The 23,607-nt window shown below is 47.9% G+C and carries 16 protein-coding genes; 13 read left to right on the forward strand and 3 right to left on the reverse strand.

Going from position 1 to position 23,607, the window contains the following annotated elements:
• A complete protein-coding gene (locus ACFQZR_RS02120; RefSeq protein ID WP_379342435.1) occupies window positions 1–756 on the forward strand; it encodes an amylo-alpha-1,6-glucosidase in 756 nt (251 codons plus the stop codon).
• Between the two features lie 214 nt (window positions 757–970).
• Here the strand turns inward: ACFQZR_RS02120 and ACFQZR_RS02125 are convergent, their stop codons facing one another.
• A complete protein-coding gene (locus ACFQZR_RS02125; protein WP_379342437.1) occupies window positions 971–2,212 on the reverse strand; it encodes a helix-turn-helix domain-containing protein in 1,242 nt (413 codons plus the stop codon).
• Window positions 2,213–2,572: 360 nt separating this feature from the next.
• Between ACFQZR_RS02125 and ACFQZR_RS02130 the strand changes: the two genes are divergently transcribed.
• Together ACFQZR_RS02130 and ACFQZR_RS02135 are read left to right on the forward strand one after the other, a co-directional pair.
• Window positions 2,573–3,874, forward strand: a complete 1,302-nt coding sequence (locus ACFQZR_RS02130; RefSeq protein ID WP_379342439.1) for an MFS transporter — start codon at window positions 2,573–2,575, stop codon at window positions 3,872–3,874.
• A gap of 30 nt (window positions 3,875–3,904) precedes the next feature.
• Window positions 3,905–6,190 carry a glycoside hydrolase family 3 protein gene (locus ACFQZR_RS02135; protein ID WP_379342441.1) on the forward strand — a complete coding sequence of 762 codons (2,286 nt, stop codon included), beginning with the start codon at window positions 3,905–3,907 and terminating at the stop codon, window positions 6,188–6,190.
• 146 nt (window positions 6,191–6,336) lie between these two features.
• On the opposite strand, the gene ACFQZR_RS02140 is transcribed toward ACFQZR_RS02135, so the two are convergent.
• Window positions 6,337–7,212 carry a helix-turn-helix domain-containing protein gene (locus ACFQZR_RS02140; RefSeq protein WP_379342443.1) on the reverse strand — a complete coding sequence of 292 codons (876 nt, stop codon included), beginning with the start codon at window positions 7,210–7,212 and terminating at the stop codon, window positions 6,337–6,339.
• Between the two features lie 132 nt (window positions 7,213–7,344).
• Between ACFQZR_RS02140 and ACFQZR_RS02145 the strand changes: the two genes are divergently transcribed.
• From ACFQZR_RS02145 to ACFQZR_RS02170, 6 genes are all read left to right on the forward strand, one after another.
• Entirely contained in the window at window positions 7,345–8,181 is an 837-nt protein-coding gene (locus tag ACFQZR_RS02145; RefSeq protein ID WP_379342445.1) for a phytanoyl-CoA dioxygenase family protein, read from the forward strand.
• A 255-nt stretch (window positions 8,182–8,436) separates the two neighbouring features.
• A complete protein-coding gene (locus ACFQZR_RS02150; protein ID WP_379342447.1) occupies window positions 8,437–9,690 on the forward strand; it encodes an MFS transporter in 1,254 nt (417 codons plus the stop codon).
• A gap of 148 nt (window positions 9,691–9,838) precedes the next feature.
• Window positions 9,839–12,190 (forward strand): M13-type metalloendopeptidase, encoded by a 2,352-nt coding sequence (locus tag ACFQZR_RS02155; protein WP_379342449.1) that lies wholly within the window; start codon window positions 9,839–9,841, stop codon window positions 12,188–12,190.
• 198 nt (window positions 12,191–12,388) lie between these two features.
• Window positions 12,389–13,897: a thiol-activated cytolysin family protein gene (locus ACFQZR_RS02160; protein WP_379342451.1), complete on the forward strand. Its 1,509-nt coding sequence runs from the start codon at window positions 12,389–12,391 to the stop codon at window positions 13,895–13,897.
• A gap of 262 nt (window positions 13,898–14,159) precedes the next feature.
• A complete protein-coding gene (locus tag ACFQZR_RS02165; protein WP_379342453.1) occupies window positions 14,160–15,350 on the forward strand; it encodes a multidrug effflux MFS transporter in 1,191 nt (396 codons plus the stop codon).
• A 181-nt stretch (window positions 15,351–15,531) separates the two neighbouring features.
• On the forward strand, window positions 15,532–16,584 hold the full coding sequence (locus ACFQZR_RS02170; protein ID WP_379342455.1) for a bifunctional transcriptional activator/DNA repair enzyme AdaA: 1,053 nt from the start codon (window positions 15,532–15,534) through the stop codon (window positions 16,582–16,584).
• 271 nt (window positions 16,585–16,855) lie between these two features.
• Here the strand turns inward: ACFQZR_RS02170 and ACFQZR_RS02175 are convergent, their stop codons facing one another.
• Entirely contained in the window at window positions 16,856–17,902 is a 1,047-nt protein-coding gene (locus ACFQZR_RS02175; RefSeq protein ID WP_379342457.1) for a PocR ligand-binding domain-containing protein, read from the reverse strand.
• Between the two features lie 202 nt (window positions 17,903–18,104).
• On the opposite strand from ACFQZR_RS02175, the gene ACFQZR_RS02180 reads away from it, so the two are divergent.
• The 4 genes from ACFQZR_RS02180 (at window position 18,105) to ACFQZR_RS02195 (ending at window position 23,505) form a co-directional block, all read left to right on the forward strand.
• Window positions 18,105–19,241 carry a glycerol dehydrogenase gene (locus ACFQZR_RS02180; RefSeq protein WP_379342459.1) on the forward strand — a complete coding sequence of 379 codons (1,137 nt, stop codon included), beginning with the start codon at window positions 18,105–18,107 and terminating at the stop codon, window positions 19,239–19,241.
• Window position 19,242: 1 nt separating this feature from the next.
• Entirely contained in the window at window positions 19,243–21,006 is a 1,764-nt protein-coding gene (gene dhaK / locus ACFQZR_RS02185; protein WP_379343757.1) for a dihydroxyacetone kinase subunit DhaK, read from the forward strand.
• Between the two features lie 201 nt (window positions 21,007–21,207).
• Window positions 21,208–22,071 (forward strand): alpha/beta fold hydrolase, encoded by an 864-nt coding sequence (locus ACFQZR_RS02190; protein WP_379342461.1) that lies wholly within the window; start codon window positions 21,208–21,210, stop codon window positions 22,069–22,071.
• Window positions 22,072–22,335: 264 nt separating this feature from the next.
• Complete coding sequence (locus ACFQZR_RS02195) at window positions 22,336–23,505, forward strand: metallophosphoesterase family protein (protein WP_379342463.1); 1,170 nt, start codon at window positions 22,336–22,338, stop codon at window positions 23,503–23,505.
• The last annotated feature ends 102 nt before the right edge of the window (window positions 23,506–23,607 follow it).

Raw genomic sequence — 23,607 nt, forward strand, 5'->3', positions numbered from 1 at the left:
GTGGCATCGTTAGATCGCCATCATCCATTTTTCTATCCGTTCCATCTTACGCCTCATTATCATAAGGATGCAGCTTACCATAACGGCGCGGTCTGGTTATGTCTGAACGGAATCGCGATGCAGCGGATGATCGAAGCGGGACAGGAAGAGACCGCCTACCTACTGTTCAAGAATATGAACTGGCAAGCGTTGAATTTAGGTGTTGTGGGCGGATTATGCGAGAACATGGATGCTTATCCACATGAAGGCGCGGATTGGGCTACATTAACGGGGGCATACCTGCAAGCCTGGTCCAACGCAGAGCATCTTCGCGTGTGGTACCAATACTTCTTAGGGATTCGTCCAGATTTGATCAACAATACCCTCACGCTTGCACCGCGGATTCCTGCGGAAATGACGTCGCTGAACTATCATATCAACGTTGGGGAAGGACGAATTGAAGCCACATTTGCGCGAGGGTTGGAGACGACGTATCGTTATGCGTTCAAGCATGTGGGCCTCAAGGTTGAGATCGATCTTCCTTCCTTCGAACTGCTCGTGGTTGATGTTGAGCCGAACACCGAGTTGATCCTTAAGCAGGTGGATGATGAGCTGTCGGTGATCTTAAGTGATGCGCAGGGCCAAGTGCTCAAGCGGATCGCTGCAACCGTGTCCCCATCACGTGTTGAGCAAGCGAAGCGGAATGACCGAGTCATGAAGGGCGTTGCGTTTGCGAAGCCGATGGGGCTTGAGAATCATCCGGTAGTGAAGCAGTAATTTGTTGGATATAGGAATAGAGGAGGACGCCGTAGGCGCCCTCCTTATCCGTTGAGAAACCCTGAATATTATTAGGGTTTCTTTATCCAAGATGTATAAAATATTAAAGATCGCTCTCACCCTTGCTTTGCAAGGTGCAGGGCGATCTTTTTTCATGTTCTGTACGGCTGCTGTCAGGAGTACTAGTTCACTCACATTCAATCGTTTCTTTCGATTAGACGGCACGATCCTTGTATTGCTTCGGCGTCACGCCGGCATATTTCTTGAATACTTTCGAGAAATGGCTCTGATCGTGGAAGTTGAGCAGGCTGGCAGTCCGAAGCGGTGACGCGTCGGAGAAAGCCAACAGCTTCTTGGCTTCTTCGACTTTCTGCCGATGGACATATTCGAGTACGGTCATGCCCGTTTCTTGCTTGAACAGCTTCGACAGGTACGCCGGATGGACGCCGGCCGCTTCCGCAAGCTCGGTCAGCTTGATCGGCTCATAGATTCGGTTAAAAATATAGTTCTGGCAGACCGCGATCGGCTTGGAACAGCGGGAAAAGCGCTGACGGCTGACCCGTTCTGCAAAATCAAACAACACCTCTTGGATGGCTTTGGCGACCTCTTCCACGTCATTGAGTTCCTCGATATGCTGAATCCAGAGGTCGCTGGCGGTGAAGGCCACCTCATGGTACAAACCACCGTCGATCGCGGCCTGCATGGCGTGCGTCACGACGCAGATGGCCAAATTTTTCTCATTGCGGAGCCGGCTCTTACGGGACAAGATGGCCATATTCTCCCTCGGGAAATGGTCGCGATATCGGACCAATTCCTCTTTGCGTCCTTCCTTAACGTATTGCAGCAGCATCTTCGACCCGTTCAGATGATGATGGAAGTTCATGTTTAACCGGCTATCCGTCAGACTCCGTTCCAACTCGTCGTTCAATGCGTGAGGCTTGCGGAACGGAACACTGCGGTCGATAACTTCTGTTAGATCGAGCGGTCGGTGGTAGATCAAATAGTACAGCAGCGTTCCTGCGTGCAGCATCGATTTTTGATAGCGTACAGGAAATTGCTGGTAGTATTCCCGCAACGCATCGAGGAGGACTCCCGATAGGCGGTAGTCGTATAGGAAGCCTTCGAGCATCTCGTCCGTCACCGTCGAGCTTGCAGCCGGTCCAATCACGATCGCTCCCGCTCGCCCGGACGTATCGCCGAAGCGAAGCCATACATATTGATCGAAACCGTTCCATGTGCTGTAGCAAGGGATATCGCACGGCGAATCGTCTGCGAAGATGCCTGTAAGTACCGTATTGCTGACCGGATCGAGTGGATGCGCCGGTGCACCATGCCCCGAATCGAATACCGCTTCAACTGTGCGATCAGTCTTCAGCAGGCGGACAGGAAGCTGCAGGTTGTCGTGAAGCAGTTTACCTATTATCCGCAATTCATCGTCTCCGATCGTTCGTTCCATGATATTCCTCGCCTCTTTCCTCCCATTTTTTACAATCCCTTAACACATTAAATTTATACTAGTTTTGCTTTGATTGTACCACAAAAACCGCCTAATATGCGTTATAGTCAATAAACGATGATTTGAGAAGGCAGCGAAATGGCTGAATGGAATATTCGTCGCTCATTGCGCCGATGGCTTTTAGGCGAAAGCAAAGCGTATGCTCGGATCTTTGTCTGCTCGCAGTCGCCATCCTCGTAATGATCTCGGTAATCTTTTTAAGGAGGGATGTCTAACAGATCGAATGGTTAGAGGCCTTAACTCTTCATCAGTTGATTAAAGAATATGAAAACGTTTACTCATGAACTGGGAGGCTATAGCATGGACGGTACAATAAACTCCGGACCCGTAGTAACACCGTTTAGAAGATTGACTTTCGGCATTATGTTTGGATACGCGTGCATGATGATCGCTCTCATAACGCCGGCAATGCTGCTGTTGACCTTCAAAATGATCGAAATTAGTCCAGATAACTACACGTTGACCTTTAGTTTCGTGGCTGGAATCGGTGCACTTTTTGCGATGATCGGCAATCCGATCGGGGGAGCGATCAGCGACCGAACGAATATCGCCTTTGGGCGTAGACGCACTTGGATTATCGCCGGACCACTCATAGGCTGCGTGTGTCTGTTGTGGATCGGCATGACGACAGAAGTTTGGCAGGTCGTTGTTGCATGGGCCATCGCGCAGTTTTTCTTTAACTTTGGTATGGCAGCATATACTGCGCTTATTCCCGACCAAGTGCCGGTAGAGAAACAAGGGACCATCTCAGGCATTCTTGGACTGGTCACACCGATTGCGGTTGTGGTCGGAATGGCGCTGATGACAGTCATGACAGACGCCTCATCGATTACGAAATGGGTTCTGCTGTCGACCATCGGCATTATTGGACCGATCATAAGTGCGTTCATAATCAAGGACGGGAAAGTCAAAGTTGTAAGGGTGAAGTCAGCCCATATTCCGTTCGTCAAGAAGCTCGGTACCATCTATCCAAGTCCGAGAAAATATCCGGAATTCACCTGGGCCATCGTGTCCAAGTTTCTGCTGATGATGGGGTTTAGTAGCAGTGCATATTTAGCGGTGATGCTTGTGAACCGCATGGGCTATTCCGAAGTCGAGGCGACGTCGGGGGTTGCAACGCTTCAAATGATTTCACTAGTCGCTATGGCTTTGACAAGCATGCTAGGAGGTATGCTGTCCGACAAGGCCAAGAAGCAAAAACCCTTCCTTTTCGGCTCTGCTTTCATCATGCTGATAGGTACTTTAATATTCGCATTCGTGCAGGATTTCTCGGCGTTCATCATCGCTACCGTCATCATTGGCCTTGGCGCCGGATGCTTCACGGCGGTGGATATGGCGTTAGTAGCTCGCATATTGCCGCGGAAAGAAGACGCAGCCAAAGACTTCGGACTGATGAATGTCGCGAATGCGCTTCCGCAATCGATTGTGCCCGCGATTGCTCCGCTTCTGCTTACGATAGGCGGATGGTCATTTTTCTACATCGCACTCGCAACTTGTCTCCTTGCCAGCATTTTGGCGACCAAGCCGCTCCCTGAAATCGGAGAACCATTCGGGCCAGGGAAGCAGCATGCAAATGCCGATCTAGAGTCGAAAGAGATATAACATTTGAAAAATGAAGGGTAGGATTAATTCATGTCAAACCGCGAAACTGCTTTACACTACGAGCCGACCATTCAATATATCCGCAATGAAAATGGACCCACGCTGGGGTATTCGACCGCATCTGGAGTTCGGATCATCGAGAAGGACGGCTTATATTTCAAAAACTCAAGCAAAGACGGTGTCTTGAAGCCGTACGAAGACTGGCGGCTGCCAGCTGAGGAGCGTGCCAAGGATTTGGCATCCAGACTCTCCATCGAAGAAATCGCAGGATTGATGCTGTATAGTACCCATCAGAACATTCCAGCAAGAAGTGGCGGGTGGTTCGGAGGATCGTACGCTGGTAAAACTTATGAAGAGAGCGGCGCCAAGCCCTGGGACTTGACGGACGAGCAGCTTGCATTCCTGGTACAGACCCATCTTCGTCATTTCCTGATCATGATGGTAGAAAACGCTGAATCGTCGGCACGCTGGAACAACCGGCTGCAGGCCGTCGCAGAGGGGAGCGGCTTCGGTATTCCGGTGAACAACAGCTCCGACCCGCGTCACGGCTTCGACGCAAGTTCCGAGTTCAATGCCGGTGCGGGTTCGACGTCCCGTGTGTCATTCTGGCCTGAAACGCTCGGACTCGCGGCTACTTTCGATCCGGCGATCACCCGTCAATTCGGAGAAATCGCATCGAAAGAATACCGCGCCCTCGGCATGGCGACTGCATTGTCGCCGCAAATCGATATCGCCACCGATCCGCGCTGGCACCGTTTTAATGGCACGTTCGGAGAGGACCCGAAATTGTCCACCGATATGGCTCGGGCTTATGTAGACGGCTTCCAGACGTCCGAAGGAGAACACGAACCGACAGACGGTTGGGGGAATGATAGCGTAAATGCGATGGTGAAGCATTGGCCGGGCGGGGGCTCGGGTGAAGGCGGAAGAGATGCGCATTTCGGCTGCGGCAAATATGCCATATATCCTGGCAACAACTTCGAGGAGCATTTGATACCGTTCGTCGAAGGCGCTTTCCAGCTGGAAGGCAAGACGGGACGTGCATCTGCAGTGATGCCGTATTACACAATATCGCACACTCAGGACAAGAAAAATGGTGAAAACGTTGGCAACTCTTACAACCGCTATTTAATTTCCGATTTGCTCCGGGAACAATATGGTTACGATGGGGTTGTGTGCACCGATTGGTCAATTACGGCCGATGAAAGCGACCGAAAAGACAGCGTTTTTAGCGGCAAGTCGTGGGGTGTCGAACATCTTTCCGTCGCGGAACGGCATTATAAGCTGATCATGGCAGGCGTCGACCAATTCGGCGGCAACAACGATGCGGGTCCGGTGCTGGAGGCTTATCAAATGGGCGTAGAAGACCACGGAGAGGCGTTTATGAGAGCTCGTTTCGAGAAATCGGCGGTGAGGCTGCTCCTGAACATTTTCCGTCCAGGCCTTTTCGAGAACCCTTACCTACAGCCTGAGGAAAGCCAAAAGATCGTTGGCTGCGCCGAGTTCGTAGACGCAGGCTATGAAGCGCAGCTGAAATCGGTGGTTCTCCTGAAAAACAAGGGACAGGTCCTTCCGATCAAGGAGCGCAAGAAAGTCTACATTCCAAAGCGGTATTTACCTGCCGGGGAAAACTGGGTTGGCATGCCTACACCGGAGAAATTAGAGTATCCCGTCGATCTAAGCGTCGTAGCCGATTACTTTGATGTGACCGATACGCCGGAAGAGGCCGACTTCGGACTCGTATTCATCAAAAATCCAAACTCGGGCATCGGCTACAGCCAGGAAGATGCAGACCAAGGCGGGAATGGCTATGTGCCGATCAGCCTGCAATACCGTCCGTATACCGCCGACCTTGCCCGCGAACGCAGCATAGCCGGCGACCCGAGGGAAAACGACGTGTTGAATCGCACGTATAAAGGCAAAACGGTTACAACACACAATGCACACGATTTGTACGCTATTCTCGAAACGAAGGAGAAGATGAAAGGCAAGCCGGTCATCGTGTCCATGTTGCAGTCGAATCCGACCATCGTTGCGGAATTCGAAGCGGTGGCCGATGCGATCATCACGAACTTTGGTGTGAATCTTCAGGCAATAATGGAAGTCCTAACAGGCTCTTTCGAACCTTCCGGTTTGCTGCCGTTTCAGATGCCGGCGAACATGAAGACAGTGGAGGAACAATACGAGGACGTTCCGCATGATATGGATTGCTATGTCGATTCGGAAGGCCATGTGTATGATTTCGGCTTCGGATTGAACTGGCGCGGCGTCATTGAAGATGCCCGCACGGAGAAATACCGGAAAGTACGCTGCTAATAGCTACGATGTTGTCATAGAGGAAAAGTTGTACAAAGTGAATTTAAAGATCGCTCTCGCCCCTTGCTTTGCAAGGTGCAGGGCGATCTTTTTCATGTTCTATTCTTTGGCACGTAGTATGCGAGTTTGTGTCAGGCCGGGCGTCATCAGGTGGTTTGTGGCGGCCGGCTGCCGCTGCGGTTCTTCCGCCACTGGGTGGGGGTCACGCCGACCCAACGTTTGAATACCGTAGCAAAATGTTGACTGGATTGATAACCTAACCGATAGGTAATCTCCGTAACGGAATCTTGGGTTTCGGAAAGTAGGCGGCAAGCGACCTTCACCCGAAGCCGTTCGATGAACGTGATAGGCGGCTCACCGGTATATTCCTGAAAGGTACGGTAGAAATGGGAAGCGCTGACGCCTGTGGACGCGGCCAACTCTTCGACGGAAGGCCGCCATTCCGGTTCTTGGTTGATTTTAGCGATAATCCGATCGAATTGACACAATAGATCATCTGCGACGGTCCGCATGCCGGTAATGGGCTGTGTTATGGTCAGCATCAAGTCAACCAGTGCGTGGCGTACTGCGATGCTTCGCATTGGACTGCTATCCATCAGCGCTTTCTTGAACCTCTTCAACGAATCAACAGGGTTCAATCCGACCTGAACGACTCTTGGCAATCGCGCGAGTGATTGTTCAATAATCTGGCTCTCCTCCGGTGGGAGTCGAAGCCAGCCTTGATGATGGGGGGCGGTTACAATGAACCACCAGAATTTGCAAGGCTCGATCACGTCGAAGCCACCACGATGCTTCTCTCCCGGGCGTGTATGGAATACGTCACCAGCTTGCGTCTCATATATGCAGTCCCCCAGTTCCCAACTGGCTTTTCCACGCTCAATGAGGACGAATTCGTAACATCCTGGGTGCTCATGCTCGAAGAGCGGCAGCGCTTTACGAATTTCATCACTTCCGAACATGACGAATTCAGGTACCAACGGGATAGGGGGATTGATTTCGATATTGTAGGCCCAACGAGGCAAGCGTATCCTCTCCTTCGATGATGTTTCTGTGTATGTTCATTTGTTTCTCATCCTACTTTGTAATCCTGTGAACGTCAAATGATGTCATGAGCGGTTAATATGATGTTAATCACATTGGAGGAGGAGAATTCATTGACTTTACAAGCAGAACGTCAGTATACAATTACGGCAGAGGATAAGGAAACGTTTAATCGGGACGGGTACTGGATCAGTCCGAAGCTGATCGACGATGAGCAAATCAAACGTCTGCGCGAGGCGCATGAACGGATTTGGGCTGGGCAGTATGACGGCGATGGGGAGCCTATGCATCCACTCTATCTCAGCGACAATCCTGATGCGTTACGGAAATTTGATAACGGCTGGTGGATTAATGACGAGGTACACAAGGTCGTTACAGATCCTTTCATTGGAGAGCTTTGCGCTGACTTGCTTGAAGCGAATGAAATTCGTCTATGGCACGACCAAGTTATTTACAAGCCGGGTATTGGGGACAAGGTTACGGCGTCCGGTAACGTAGGCTGGCACCAAGATTATGCCTATTGGCAGTGCTCAGACACGCCTGACATGATTACAGTGTGGATCGCGCTTCAGGATACGGATTTAACGAACGGCGGCATGATGACGATCCTGGGTTCCCATAAGTGGGGACTTATCCCGGATAGCAACTCTTTCTTCAATCAAGACATGGATCAATTGAAGCAGAAATATGCGGGAGGCCATGACTGGGTCGAAGAGCCTTGTATTCTCAAAGCAGGTCAAGCAAGCTTCCATCATGGACTGACGTTCCACGGTTCAGGTCCGAACACGACGAATGATCCGCGTCTGTCCGTCGTTGCGCATGTGATGAAGGGCGGAACAGGTTACCGTGCAGGCATTCAGCGTCACGATAATATCCGATTGCTAGGACCTCGTCCGGTGAACGGGCAAGCGTTCGCCAATGATTACTTCCCGGTAATGTTCAAAAGATAAGATAACAAGAAGAGCCCTGCCATTCGTGGCGAGGCCTTTTTGCTTATTACAAGTGTGTTGTTCGCCTATGGGCGTTGGATGATATAATCGAGTATTCATCTATCATGAAGAAAGACCGGGATTCCTTGCGATGCAAGGGGCTCCGGTCTATTTATATTGACAAAGCATGCATAGACAAGTAATTTAGATGGAACCATGATTTTCTTGGTAAGGGTAATAATGGTTTTTTTGTTATCGAGGATAGGAGTTGCTCGAATGAAACGGAAGACATGGATTGAAGCTTGGAAGTACCCGATCATCTTGTTATTCGGAATCGGAATTTCAAATGTAGGTGCCTGGATTTATTTTATTGCACTGAATTTAATCGTCCTGGACATTACGCAATCCGCGCTTGCGGTATCTGCACTGTATATACTAAGGCCTTTGGCTACGTTGTTCACTAATTTTTGGTCTGGCAGTGTAATTGACCGAATGAATAAGCGTCGAATGATGGTTTTCCTGGATGTATTCAGAGCTGTACTGATATTTTTGCTGCCATTGTCCACTTCGCTCTGGTATATCTATTCGGTTGTCTTTGTCATTAACATGGCCGGATCGCTGTTCGGGCCGACGTCCACAACGTATATCACCAAATTGATTCCTCCAGAACAAAGACAACGGTTTAATTCCTTGAACAGTCTTATCGGATCGGGTGCGTTTATGATTGGTCCTGCGGTTGCAGGATTGTTATTTTTGCTCGGGACGCCGACGTTTGCCATTGATATCAATGCTGCAGCGTTATTCTTATCCGGCGTGATTACGATGTTCATGCCGAATCTGGAGAAGGATACCGTCACCGAACCTTCAGAGAACTGGGGCACTTGGGCGATCATCAGACAAGACTGGCATACCGTCATTCAATTTTACCGTCGTCATGTCTATATTGTCGTTATATGTTTGCTCTACAGCAGTGTCATGGTAGTTATGGCTTCAGCTGTTGATTCGCTTGAAGCGACATTTGCCAAAGTGGTACTTCAATTGTCTGAAAGTGACTACGGCGTTCTGGTGAGTATCGCGGGAGCGGGTATCATCGTTGGGGCAAGCGTCAACACGCTTGTCGTGAAGAAGATTGCGACCTCGTATATGATTGGATTCGGAACGCTCGGCGTATGTGCGGGTTATCTCATTTACGCGAGTTCGGCGTCATTTCTTGTAGCAGCCATTGGATTTTTCGTCCTAGCGTTCTGCCTTGCATTTGTGAATTCCGGTTTTTCTACGTTCTATCAGAACAATATTCCTATCGAAATTATGGGCAGGGTAGGCAGCGTGAATGGATTTATCGAAGCGATCCTCATTATGATGACGACCTTTGCGGTAGGTGTTGCGGCTGATTTGATCCCCATCCAGCTCGTTGTCATTACAGGCGTTATTATCATGACTCTGTTAGGTATTCTACTCAGCGTGTGCATTTTGCTGCCTTCCAAAACCAGGTATTTCGAAGTCCTGACGAATGGAATGAAAGTCGATTAAGCCCTATTTTTCACAAAATATCCAAATCTATAAGAGGATTGCTGGGTATACTTGGAGAATAAATAGGATTGACGATGTTGACAGGCCTGCAATTCATCATGAAGGTAACAGCATTGAAGTTATACCAAATTATAGGAGGTTTTACGGAATGAAAAGGAGATTAGCGATCCTGCTGTCCACATGCATGCTGCTGATGGTGCCGGTATCGGCATTTGCGCAAGAAGCAGAACCATATGCAACACGTGGGGAGGTCGTGGATTACCTGCTCGGTGCAGCGGATGACTACAATCCGGGCGTGAAGAAAGAGGATATTTTGAAGGGCGACGCCAAAGGGAACTTGAACCTGGATCAATCGGTATCCCGCATTGAGGCATTGATTATGCTTAGCCGCGCGTTCTCGAATCTACCTGCGCCGCAAGGCAATGATTTGCGTGTAGGGAACACGACCGCAGCCTTTACGGATGTGCCGAAGTGGGCACAAAATGATATTGCTAAGCTGGCTTCAGCAGGGATCCTGAGCGGTTATCCGGATGGTCGTCTCGGCGTATCGGACCGCGTGACGAAGGAACAACTGCGTATCCTCGCGAACCGGATCTTTGCGTTGAATGGAACGAATCCGCGTGATGATTATTATGAATTTATTAATAAGAAATGGTTGAATGCTTCGAAGATTCCTGCGGGCGAAATGGGAAATGGCGTATTTAACGAACTCATGACTACGAATGAAGAGAAAGTAAAAGGCATTATCGATGAACTGGTGAAGCAGCAGAATGCAGCTGGCACCAAAGATCAGAAAATCGCGGATTTCTACAAATCTGCCCTCGATATGAAGAGCCGTAATCAAGAAGGCATCAAGCCGATCGCACCTTACCTAGCAGCCCTTGATAAAGCGACGACGATCAAGGAATTGTTCGAGGCAAATAATGAGATCAACAAAGCGACCGAGATGGGCCCCCTTATGTCATTTGCTGTGATGGCTGATGCGAAGAACAGCTCCGTTAATGCGCTCTATTTCTCCGGCCTTGGCATGGGACTCGACAAGAACAGTTATGTCTCCGGAGATGAGAAGACGAAGAAGGTATACATAGACTATTTAACGAAGTTACTTGTCTTGTCCGGTGAGAAGGAACAATCTGCTAAAACACAAGCAGAAGCTGTATTCGCATTCGAGAAAGATCTGGCCGCAGCAGCGATGGATATACAAGATCAAGGCAATGTGAACAAATTCTACAATCCTTACACAAAAGAGAAGTTCCTGGCCCTATTCAAAACCGTTGATATGGCGCAAATGATGAAGGATCTTCAAATGGATCAAGCCGATAAAATTATTGTGACGGATGTCGGACTTGCGAACAAGTCGGCAGAGGTACTCACAGAGGCGAATCTTAGCACGTTGAAATCTTACGCGAAGTCCATGTTCCTCATGAAGACAGGCGGTATGCTGTCGGATGATTTCATCCAAGCGAGCAATCAATTCAGCGCGGATCTATATGGTGTTGTAGGTGAGAAAACCAACGAGCAAATTGCAGTAAGTACAACAAAAGCTATGATGAGCGACTACCTTGGACAAGAATTCGTGAAGCGATATTTCACGAAGGAAGCGAAGCAAGATGTTGAGAAGATGGTAGGACAGTTTATCGCGACGTACGAGAAACGTATTCAAACGCTAGATTGGATGTCGGAGACGACGAAGACCAAAGCGATTCAGAAGCTGAAGAAAATGACCGTTAAGATCGGTTACCCGGATCAATGGAGCAATGCGTTAGATCCAGTCTCGATTAAGACGGCTGACAATGGTGGTTCCCTGTTCTCCAACACGGTTGCCATTACCAAAGCATACAGCACGATGATGAAAGCATCTCTCGGCAAAGCTGTCGATAAGAGCGCATGGATTATGGCTGTATATGATGTAAATGCCTACTATAACCCAATGAATAACGAAATCGTGTTCCCGGCAGGTATTCTGCAAGCGCCTTTCTATGATATTAAAGCGAAACCTGAAGCGAATTTGGGTGCGATTGGAATGGTCATTGCGCATGAAATCAGTCATGCCTTCGACAATTTAGGCGCTGCTTATGATGAGAATGGCAATGCGGTGAATTGGTGGACGGAAGAAGACTATAAGAAGTTCCAAGCGAAGTGTGAAGAAGTGATTAAATTCTACGATCACATTGAAGTTGTACCTGGCGCTTACAATAACGGTCAATTAACGGTAAGTGAGAATATTGCGGATATTGGCGGCATGGCGACATCCCTTCAAGTGACTTCTCAGCTTACGAATCCGGATTATAAAGCCTACTTCGAAGGATATGCAACGATCTGGCGTTCTACGATGACCAAGGAAATCGCTGCGTATTTGACAACGATTGATACGCACTCCGCGAATAAGGTTCGTGTTAACCGTACGATTTCGAACTTTGAAGAATTCTACAAAACGTATGGCGTAACGGCTAAGGATGCGCAATACGTGGCCCCTGAGGACCGCGTAAGCATTTGGTAGACATCGCTTGTACCGACAAATGGAAGCCAGGTCCCTTAATGGATCTGGCTTTTTCACATGAATATGAAGCGTGAGTGAAACAAAATGTAACCCTCGTGATATATTTTTGCTACAAATGCATCAACTTTTCTACCAAAAAACCGATATATAGTGTAGGATCCTACTGCTATACAATATAAATATAGGAGGGGAATAGGTATGAAAACTCAAAAACGTGTTAATAGAGCGAAATGGTTATGTAGTCTGTTAGTTAGTGTAAGCGTATTCACTTTCTCCAGTATTTCATTCGCTGAAGCGTACATGTCTAATGATATTGATACTGGGATCGCAGGCCTAAATTACAATCGTAATGAAGTTTTGGCCGTAAATGGCGATCAAATCAGTAGTTTTGTTCCCAAAGAAGGTACCCAGTCCAATGGCAAATTTATCGTGGTTGAGCGGGATAAAAAATCACTCGCAACCTCACCCGTAGATATTTCCATTATTGATTCGATCACGAATCGCACATATCCAGGTGCAATACAGCTTGCCAATGAGGATTTTGCGAATAATCAGCCTAGTCTGGTTATGGCAGCGAGAAAACCATTAGATATTAGCATTGATCTGCCTGGGTTGAAGAGTGAAAATACAATTACGGTTCAAAATCCAAATTTCAGCAGTGTCTCTGGTGCCGTTGATCAGCTCGTGTCGACTTGGGTTGACAAGTACTCGAACACACATACACTGCCTGCAAGATTACAGTATGCAGAATCGATGGTGTACAGCAAAAATCAAATTGCCAGTGCACTTAATGTGAACGCGCAATACCTTAACAATACGCTCGGAATCGACTTTAACGCAGTAGCAAGCGGCGAGAAAAAAGTGATGGTCGCTGCTTATAAGCAAATCTTTTATACGGTAAGTGCAACGCTTCCTAACAATCCATCGGACCTTTTTGATAATAGTGTGACGTTTGCTGAATTAGCCCGTAAAGGGGTAAGTAATGAGTCTCCGCCACTGATGGTATCCAACGTAGCTTATGGAAGAACCATTTATGTGAAATTGGAGACAACCTCGAAGAGCAGTGATGTACAGACGGCATTTAAAGCATTGCTCAATAATCCTAACATTCAAGTTAGTGGTAGTGGACAGTACAAAGATATTTATGATGAAAGTTCATTTACAGCTGTTGTATTAGGCGGCGATGCACAAACACATAACCAGATCGTCACGAAAGACTTTAGTGTCATCCAAAATGTAATTAAGGACAATGCACAATTTAGCAGTAAGAATCCAGCTTACCCCATTTCGTATACGAGTGTATTCTTGAAAGACAATTCCCTTGCTGCTGTTCACAACAATACGGAATATATTGAGACCAAAACGACAGAATATACTAGAGGTAAAATTACACTTGATCACAGCGGTGCATATGTAGCTCAGTTTGACGTATCTTGGGATGAATTTACATTTGATGCAAATGGACAAGAAGTCATTACGCACAAAACATGGGCAGGAAATGGTCGAGATAAAACAGCACATTTCTCGACAGAGATTCCACTTCCTCCTAATGCCAAGAACATCAAAATTCACGTCAAAGAATGTACAGGTCTTGCGTGGGATTGGTGGAGAACCGTGATTGATGAAACGAACGTTCCATTATCCAGCAATATCAAAGTTTCAATAGGGGGTACGACGTTATATCCAACAGGTTCGATTAGTCAATAATCATTAATGTAAGGGGCAGTCTCAAAAGCCATGAAATGGCCGAGGGACAGCCCCTTTTGTTTTAGAGTTGATGGTCCGGGCCTTTTTGTGCGCTTTTGAAATTATTGCTATAATGCTTGATAGATATCCCCCCCTATATGAGAATTGTAAAGGTGAAAATAAGATGCTCTCATTTGCTAGATTGACGAAATGCAAACCCCCGATTCCCTAACAACCCTTAGTCGTTTTTGAGATTTTCGAAAATTATAGGGGGTATTTGCCAGTGGAAAGAAAAATCTCAACACGGTCTTTGTTCTTATTTATTATTCTTGTGGGTTTCCCGCAAATTAGCGAAACGATCTATACACCTTCATTACCGGATATCGCGAATCATCTCCACGCTAGCAGCAACATGATTCAGCTGACGCTTAGCATTTATTTTCTAGGTTTTGCTTTTGGTGTTTTTTGCTGGGGAAGGCTATCTGATGCCATCGGACGACGTCCAGCCATGCTATGGGGCATTGTTGTCTATGGCGTGGGGAGCTTGGGGTGTTATCTATCCGGTTCCGTTGAATGGTTATTGATCAGCCGCTTTATTCAAGCTTTTGGTGCAAGTACGGGTTCTGTTGTGACACAGACTATTCTGCGCGAGAGCATCGATGGAGCGAAGCGTCATGCGGTATTTGCACAAATCTCTGCAGCGCTTGCATTCACGCCGGCGATCGGTCCGCTCATTGGTGGATGGGTCGATCAATCCCTTGGTTTTAGGGCGGTGTTCCTGACCCTTGTGGTGATGAGTGTTGGTATCTTGATGTATACGTTCTTTTCGCTGTCTGAGACAAGAGTATCGACCACAGTTACTAAGATCAGTATACTTTCGGTAGCTAGTCGTCTAGTGAAGGATCGTAGAATATGGGGATTTGGTTTCCTCATCGGTGCGACGAATGGGATCCTGTTCAGCTATTACGCCGAAGCACCGTTTATTTTTATTGAATATTTCCATATTAAACCGGGTGTGTTTGGGTTTCTAGGTATATTCGTAGCGTTATCTTCGATCATCGGTGCGATGCTGTCCCGAAGCATGTTAACCAATTTCTCGGCGACGCATATCATTCTGATCGGTTCCATGGTGACGACGGTAGGAGCCGTCTGTCTAACAGGACTTGTGCTGTCCGGAATAAGCCCATCTGCTATCCATATGTGGCTTATCACCGCCTGCATCTTTATCCTCCTGTTAGGGATTGGTATGGCGATTCCGAATTGCTTGAGTTTGGCATTGGTGCAGTACAGTGACGTACTGGGAACAGCAGGTGCTATTTTTGGATTGGGTTATTATCTGATCGTCAGTCTTATAACGACCGGAATGAGCTATTTGCATAATGGTTCTCTCATCGTGATGCCGGTGTATTTTCTAGTCTTGGCGGTTATCATGGTGATCGTAAGCAAGAAGATTGTAAGTAATGAAGCAAGATAAGCAAAATCATCATTTGAAAAGACAATTGCTAAATCCCCGTCGACCTTTGAAGGTTGGCGGGGATTTTTTGGCGACTTGTTATAGGCGTACAAGACAAAAAAATGAATGCCTGATTTTCGGTTACGGCCCGGCCCGGTTATGGCTATAATAAGGACAACAACACATATTAGGGAGTGCTGCAATGATTCCTACTGCACGGTATGGCGAATATTATCAAGCATTAATCGAGAAAAATTCAGAATACGAAGGTGTATTTTATGTAGGTGTCAAGTCCACTGGGGTATTCTGTCGTCCGACTTGTCACGCTCGGAAACCGAAGTTTGAGAATTGCGAGTTTTATGAGACTGCGAAGGAGGCGCTCCTGGCATCGTTTCGGCCTTGTCAACGCTGTCGTCCCTTATCCCATCCGAATCAAGTCTCCGATGTTGTTCGTCAGCTCGTAGAAGCGGTGGAGCAGAACCCGGAGAAACGTTGGAAGACCCAAGACTTTAGAGATCTGTCCATGGATGAATCGACCGCGCGTCGACAATTCAAGAAGCGCTTCGGCATGACCTTTATCGAATATGCACGCGCCCGCCGCATGGGACTTGCATTTAAGAACATTAAAGCAGGGCATAAGGTCATTGATACCCAATTAGCATCGGGTTATGAATCCAGCAGTGGGTTTAGAGATGCGTTCTCACGCATTATGGGTGCAGCGCCTACGATGCTCGATGACAGCAAAGTGCTTAGAGCTACTTGGATCGATACGAAGCTCGGCCCAATGGTCGCGATTGCGGATGAGCATGCGCTATATTTATTAGAATTTGTAGATCGGCGGGGTTTAGAGCGGGAGGTGGAGCGTCTTCGACTACGGACGAAATCGGCGATTATTCCGGGCACTACGAAGCCGATTCAATCGATTGAACAGGAGTTGACGCAGTACTTTGACGGTAAGCTGAAGGGGTTCAAGACGCCGCTTCATTTACTCGGATCTCCGTTTCAAAAAAGTGTGTGGGATCAATTAGTGAAGATTCCGCCCGGGGAGACACGTTCCTATTCGGATATTGCGGTAACACTTGGCAGACCGACGGCTTTCCGTGCTGTGGCTCAAGCGAACGGGGCGAATCAGCTAGCAATCGTGATTCCATGCCACCGTGTCATTAATTCGAATGGCGATTTGGGCGGTTATGGTGGTGGATTGTCGCGCAAGGATTGGCTGCTGCAGCATGAGAAGACGATGAGCAGCATCTAGCAGACTATTACGCGCTGTGATTCGTGCGGTTAACCATTACAAGAAGTTAGTACAGCATTTTGAAGAATAAATTGCGATTGGAATTCGTGGAGATTAGAAAATCTATGTGTATAGTAGAATAGGTGCTGCGTTGGATCTTCGTATTGAGGCAAATCAGTATTAACACTAGCGACATAGCAAAAAGGGTAGCCTGATTTTCAGGCTGCCCTTTTTGTGAACCACGGTCCGACCAAGCTTGGGCTTATGGGATGTGCTGCAGACGAGAAGTATGTCACTCCGTTGTCTTGTTCGTGTATACCGTACGGTATACGGCAGGCGTTAAGTTCTCGAACTTCTTGAAGGTTTTGATAAAATAACCCGCATCGCAGAAGCCGAGCTCATCGCTAATTTGATTCACGGCGAGGTCGGATGTCTCCAAGAGCTGCTTGGCCCATTCTATCTTGAGTCTAGCAGTAAAGACCGAGAAATTCTCTCCTGTCTCTTTGGTGAACATGCGGCTAAAATAACTCGAGCTCATATGACATTGCTGCGCCATTGATTGCAACGTGAAGTTCTCATTCTTATGGGCATAGATGTAATCAAATGCTGGTTGAAGCGCAGGATTAGAGGCATGGAAGGTTTGAGCAACGGATTGTCTGACTTTAGTCTCAATTAGTGCGCTGGATAGTTCATGCTGAATAGCCTGAATATTTCGATACGTGCGTTCCGACGTGTTCATCGCATCGAGAGAGGGATCCGCTTCGAGCGATAGTGCTTTCTTGTACATATCGATCGTTGCATTCTTATGTATCGCCTCTTCGACGATATACGTGCACAAGTGTAACAGCATGTCCGCTATTGTCGTTACTTCTTCGTAAGACAATACGGGCAGAGCGAGATAGTCTTCCTTCAGGTGTCGGAATTTGTTGTTCGTCTCCGCATTTGATGGACGGGATACAATTCTCTCCAGCAGGGGGGCGTCTTCGTCACGAAGCTTGATCTGACCCGCCATGATTGCACCAATATATTGGTTATCGATAATAATCGGAATCGCAATGTCCAGAATATCGAAATGGCAGCGATAAATATAAGGTTTGTTCAGTCGAACAGCTTCCAAGCCGCCGCGTGCATCGCATTTCTGACAATATTGCGCGAGGAAGGGATCTTGTCGTACCCCCTGACAGAACGATTGACAATAGCTGTGCTTGGTCACGGGAACCCCTTTGTAATCGACCGTGATGATCGCCATTTTGGTGACGAGGGAGAGTGAGTCCTGCAGTTTATGCCATTTGTCCATATCTATTATTCGTTCAAGATCATAACGTGATTTTACCATCATCGTATTTTCACCGCATTCATCGTATTCTGATTTGCCTCTATTATACGTGATTTTGGGGGCACTAGGACATGATTCTACTATTTTACAGGAGAATGACAAAATAATTCGATCTGAAAACGCTTGAATTCGCGAGGATCTTACCATGTATCTCCTGCGGGACAAGCCTATAATAGAGCTATATTCAACTAGGGAGGAATTCGTTATGAGAAGAGCGTTTATTAGCCCAACCAAATATGTTCAAGGGGAAGATGAGCTTCGGAACCTTGGTTATTTTGTACGGACATTTGGAGAATCTGCCTTATTGATTGCCCACCCTGATGATGTAGCGCGTGTGAAAGATAAGCTTGCTTTTACAAGTCAACAATATGACATCACGCTCGTTGAAAGCGATTTCCAAGGCGAGTGTTCGAGACAAGAAGTGGCACGTCTGCAAGCTTTGGCGAAGGAACATCAATGTTCTTGTACGATCGGATTAGGCGGGGGAAAAGCGATTGATACGGCGAAATGCGTTGCCGAAGGAGAAGCGTTGATCATCGTACCGACCATTGCAGCGACCGATGCGCCGACGAGTCATTCGGCCGTGCTCTATACACCAGAAGGCGCATTCGATGACTATGCGTATTTCAAGCAAAGCCCTAGCGTGGTCATGATCGATACGACGGTGATCGCGAACGCGCCGACAAGATTTCTTGTGGCGGGAATGGGGGATGCGCTGTCGACCTATTTTGAAGCCAGAGCAACGGCGAAGTCCTATTCGAACGTGAATGCGGGCTTGCCATGCGGCGTTCGTGAAGGGGCATGCAGCGAAGCAAAAGGAACGAAGACAGCATTGGCTCTTGCAAAATTATGCTACGAGACGTTATTAGAAGATGGTGTGAAAGCCAAACTATCCTGTGATCAGAACGTCGTTACGACGGCCCTTGAGAATATTATTGAGACGAACATTCTGTTGTCGGGACTCGGGTTCGAGAGCGGCGGGTTGGCGGCAGCCCATGCCATTCATAACGGATTAACGATGCTCGAAGGAACGCATCACTACTACCACGGGGAAAAAGTTGCCTTCAGTACGCTTGCGCAATTGGTGCTGGAAAATGCGGATCAAGCGGAAATCGATGAAGTGCTCGCGTTCTGTGCTTCTATAGGTTTACCGATTTGTTTAGCTGACATCGGCGTAGACGAGGTGACGCAGCAGGAATTGTTGCAGCTGGCCGAGAAAGCATGTATTGCAGAAGAATCCATTCATTCGATGCCATTCCCGATTACGGTGGAAGCGGTGGCGGCGGCGATTCGAGTTGCCGATCAGATTGGACGTGAATACAAACGGAATCGAGGCGAATAACATGAAGAAAATCATTAACCAACCCGAGACGCTTGTTCGGGAAATGTGTAACGGACTTGTGCTTGCGCATCCGAATCTTGCTTTTGACAGCAAGTATAAAATCATCTCGAAGAAATCTCCGAATCGTGAGAAGGTCACCTTAATCAGTGGCGGAGGCAGTGGACATGAACCCGCGCATGCTGGATTCGTCGGGAAAGGGATGCTCGATGTCGCGGTATGCGGTGACGTGTTCGCTTCGCCTTCGCAGATTCAGGTCTATCAAGCGATTCGTAACTCGGCGAGCAGCAAAGGGACGCTGCTAATCATTAAAAATTACAGCGGCGATATTATGAATTTCAAAAATGCTGCGCATCTTGCGGGTGAAGATGGGATTCAAGTTGATTATGTCAAAGTCGATGATGATATCGCAGTCGAAGATAGCCTCTATACGGTGGGAAGAAGAGGGGTTGCAGGAACCGTTCTGGTTCATAAAGTTGCAGGAGCTGTGGCGGAAGCGGGCTTATCTTTGCAGGAAGTGAAAGAAGCGGCACAGCATGCGATCGATAACGTTCGCAGTATTGGGTTTGCATATACCTCTTGTACCGTTCCGGCAAAAGGCACCCCGACCTTCCAACTCGAAGAGGGGGAAATGGAGTACGGCGTGGGCATTCATGGTGAACCGGGGATCCGTCGCGAGCGCATTATCACTGCGGATGAGCTGGCGCATCGCATGGTGACGGCATTGCTTGCGAATTTGCAAATGGGTGAGGGAGCCGAGCAGGAAGTGGCGGTGCTCATTAATGGGTTCGGTGCTACGCCGCTTCAAGAATTGTATCTGCTCAATAATTCGGTGACACGTGAATTGACGGCGAAGGGTGTTAAGATCTTCAAAGGTTTTGTCGGCAATTATATGACGAGTATCGATATGGCAGGCGCATCGGTGACCCTGATGAAGCTCGATGCAACGCTGAAGCAGTGGCTATCGGCACCATGCGATACACCGGTGTTAAGCGTACATGAGCCGTTTGAAGCCGTGGAGTACACAGAAGTTGTGCATCGACCAGATGCAGCAGAAACCCGCGTATCTTATAAGAACGAGAGCGACCCAGCTTGGGCGACGATGACACATAACCAACTCTCGCTCCAGAACATGGTGTATCTCATCGATCAGATGAGTGAGATCATTATTGAAAATGAGGTCCCTTTCTGCGAGTTGGATGCCCATGCAGGTGACGGAGATTTTGGGATGAGTGTTGCCAAAGGGTTCAAGCAGCTGAAGACGGAGTGGAAGGATATTCTGGCGTATAGCAGCGGTAGTATTGGAAGCTTCTTGGATGCATGCTCGCTCATCATTATGGAGCATTGTGGCGGCGCATCCGGTCCGATCTGGGGATCGGCCTTCCGGGCAGCAAGTAGACAGGTGGGCGACAAGCAGACCTTGTCCATTGAAGCGTTCGCGGACATGATGGCGGCCGTCGTTAAAGGTATTCAAGACACGGGAGCAAGATCATTCGGACGCGGCGCTGTCGTGGGCGATAAGACTTTAATCGATGCACTCGTTCCGTATGCAGAATCCTGGCAGGAGAGCACGAGACAGGGCGAGGATTTTAAGACCGCAACTGTAAAAGCGGCCGAAGCCGCGGTCCAAGGCGCGAAGAACACCGAGACGATCGTGGCTCGGATGGGAAGAGCGGGTACGGTGGGTGAACGCAGTATCGGGTACCCGGATGCGGGAGCCTATGCGCTAGGTGTGATTTTCACGGAGCTGGCGCAGGTGATTCGGTAAGTAAGATGGATATGCGGGAATCTCGTCGCAATTGGCGAGATTCTTTTTTTCTATTGCGATCGATGAGAACTATCTATGAATCAAGACGAACAGGCAAACAGGTTGATGTAAATATCGATGGCATATAAGAATTTTCCAATCCGTCATAACGCATAATATATCAGAATCGTTCATTCTGTTGCCTAAAGGAGCTATTACGAGATGCCTCTTCAGAACATTAACGGCACCATGCTATATTACGAAGTATCCGGACAAGGCATACCGATCGTATTTATCCATCCCCCGCTGTTGACTAGCGCGAATTTCAAATACCAGCAAGCGTATTTGTCCGATCAATTTCAGATTATCACCTTCGATATTCGAGGACATGGCAGAAGTCACGCGTCCCCCGTGCCGGTCACTTACGAATTAATTGTCCAGGATATCGTCCGATTGCTAGACCACCTGCAGATCCATCAAGCTTATGTATCCGGGTACTCGACCGGAGGAGGCGTTGCATTAAAAGCCATGCTTGATTATCCGGATCGTTTTGCAGGCGGCATCTTGATTAGCGCGATGTCCGAGGTCAGCGATATTGTACTCCGAAGCCGGATTAAGCTCGCGATGGGACTATCTGCATGGCGGCCGACGTTTCGTCTGTTGATGTGGGGGATTGCGTGGGGGAATTCCGACCAGGTCCATACATTTCGTCACCTGCTACAGGATTCAGAAAGAGGCAACATGCAGAATATTCATGAGTATTACCGATCCGCTCTGAACTACAACTGCACGAATCAGCTTGTGATGATCAGCTCTCCTGTCTTATTGCTATATGGGGCAAAAGACAAAGGCTATAACCGTTACCGTAAAATATTGCAGCATCATCTTCGGCAATGGAAATTGCTGATGTTGCAGCAAGAGAAGCATCAGCTCCCAACCAAAGCCGCTGCCGAGATCAGTCAAGCGATAAAAAGCTGGATATTAGAAGTGGATCAACAAACGTTAGGCGAAAAGCCAACAAGCCCGCATATGACACATACGGCAACGATCCCACAGGAAGATTCTTCGCTTGATGCTAATTTATAAGTCATGAAATCGTCCGAAGCGGACAAGAGAATCCCCTTATGGTTGACAGTGAAGTAGACTTCATGCTGTTGGCCGGAGGGGATTTTTTCGCATTTGACTATATTCGACAAAACCTTCGATTTGCTACAAAAACTTTCTTCATCCAATGTCGTGTTTATGGGTTATCATGATTGTCCCATTGGTATAAAATGGAGGCATGAGCCATAATGCCGCTCACCTATGGTGAGATATACGGATGAGCATTTAGGAGGAGAGAGGATTAGGATGAAACCGAACATTCATTTTCAAGTGATTTCTGACACGCATGTTGCTGAGGATCCGAACGATATCTATTCTATTAACTTCGATCGAGCGCTCAAGGATATACGGAAGACAGCACCGGATAGTGACGGCATTATGCATGTGGGCGATGTGACTGATCGTGGTCTACCCGGTCAATTTAAGACAATGGCAGAGATTTGGGATCGCAACAAAGAAGGTTTACCGCCGATGTATTTTACAACGGGAAATCACGACGTTCGGTGGGCTGATTTTGAGGAACGGATGGCGAGTTTTAGAGAAGCAACGGGAATCGAACAGCTGTATTATGATTTCTGGATTAAGGGTTATCATTTTATTTTCCTAGGGACAGAAAAGCCCTTGAAAGATTGTGCCTATCTATCCGAAGAGCAGCTTGCTTGGTTCGAACAGAAAATAGCGGAGAATGCGGTAACGGATAAGCCGATCTTCATTTTCGTGCATGAACCGATGATGAACACGGTCGCAGGTGCACAGACGCGATTTGGTTGGCATGGCATTCGGCAGGATCGCGAGTTGAAGACGATTCTATCGAAGTATCCGCAATCCATCCTGTTCACGGGACATACCCATTGGGAGCTAGGCGCTAAGGATACGATGTATCATGCCAAATATGCGACATTGTTCAACGTTCCATCGACGGCCTACCTATGGACGGATGAGGATGAGCATAAGGATGGTTCGCAGGGATACTACGTGGAAGTTTATGATGACAGGGTGCTGCTCAGAGGTAGGGATTTTGCGAATGGAGCATGGGTTAGCGAAGCAGAGTACAGCATTTCACTACCGCCACAAATCCCTATGATTGATCCTGAGACGGATCCGGATCTGACACTCAGCAACCCAACCATGCAGCTAGATAAGCGCAGTTACCTCGTCGGAGAGGCGATTCGAGTCAGTTATACAGGTTCACTCAATAAGGATGCGTTTGGTATATTCCCAAGAGGGGCTGTGCCGAATGAAGTTCGCCAAATCGAACCGATCGCTTCGATCTTGACGAATACGATACAGCAGCCGGATGGGGTATTGACGTTCGAGCATATCGAACTTCCCCCAGGCGAGTATGACATGATTTATTTGGGCGAGACGATGAACGTGGAATTAACGCGATGGCCGTTCGAGGTTGCAGCGGAATAAATTCTGATTTGCACGTGAAAAAGCAGATAAGATGTTGATCCATAAGAACCTTTGTCGAATGTATTGAAATGATTTCAAATCTTGATTACTTTAACATTGAAG

This window comes from Paenibacillus sp. GCM10027629 (genome assembly GCF_042676425.1).
Taxonomy (GTDB): Bacteria; Bacillota; Bacilli; order Paenibacillales; family Paenibacillaceae; genus Paenibacillus_K; species Paenibacillus_K terrigena.

What these genes read in the sequence shown, in the direction of transcription:
- ACFQZR_RS02190 (WP_379342461.1), top strand. Translation starts at nt 21,208, where the DNA reads ATGCCTCTTCAGAACATTAACGGCACCATGCTATATTACGAAGTATCC.
- ACFQZR_RS02135 (WP_379342441.1), top strand. Translation starts at nt 3,905, where the DNA reads ATGTCAAACCGCGAAACTGCTTTACACTACGAGCCGACCATTCAATAT.
- ACFQZR_RS02170 (WP_379342455.1), top strand. Translation starts at nt 15,532, where the DNA reads ATGATTCCTACTGCACGGTATGGCGAATATTATCAAGCATTAATCGAG.
- ACFQZR_RS02130 (WP_379342439.1), top strand. Translation starts at nt 2,573, where the DNA reads ATGGACGGTACAATAAACTCCGGACCCGTAGTAACACCGTTTAGAAGA.
- ACFQZR_RS02125 (WP_379342437.1), bottom strand. Translation starts at nt 2,212, where the DNA reads ATGGAACGAACGATCGGAGACGATGAATTGCGGATAATAGGTAAACTG.
- ACFQZR_RS02180 (WP_379342459.1), top strand. Translation starts at nt 18,105, where the DNA reads ATGAGAAGAGCGTTTATTAGCCCAACCAAATATGTTCAAGGGGAAGAT.
- dhaK (WP_379343757.1), top strand. Translation starts at nt 19,243, where the DNA reads ATGAAGAAAATCATTAACCAACCCGAGACGCTTGTTCGGGAAATGTGT.
- ACFQZR_RS02195 (WP_379342463.1), top strand. Translation starts at nt 22,336, where the DNA reads ATGAAACCGAACATTCATTTTCAAGTGATTTCTGACACGCATGTTGCT.
- ACFQZR_RS02160 (WP_379342451.1), top strand. Translation starts at nt 12,389, where the DNA reads ATGAAAACTCAAAAACGTGTTAATAGAGCGAAATGGTTATGTAGTCTG.
- ACFQZR_RS02155 (WP_379342449.1), top strand. Translation starts at nt 9,839, where the DNA reads ATGAAAAGGAGATTAGCGATCCTGCTGTCCACATGCATGCTGCTGATG.
- ACFQZR_RS02150 (WP_379342447.1), top strand. Translation starts at nt 8,437, where the DNA reads ATGAAACGGAAGACATGGATTGAAGCTTGGAAGTACCCGATCATCTTG.
- ACFQZR_RS02175 (WP_379342457.1), bottom strand. Translation starts at nt 17,902, where the DNA reads ATGATGGTAAAATCACGTTATGATCTTGAACGAATAATAGATATGGAC.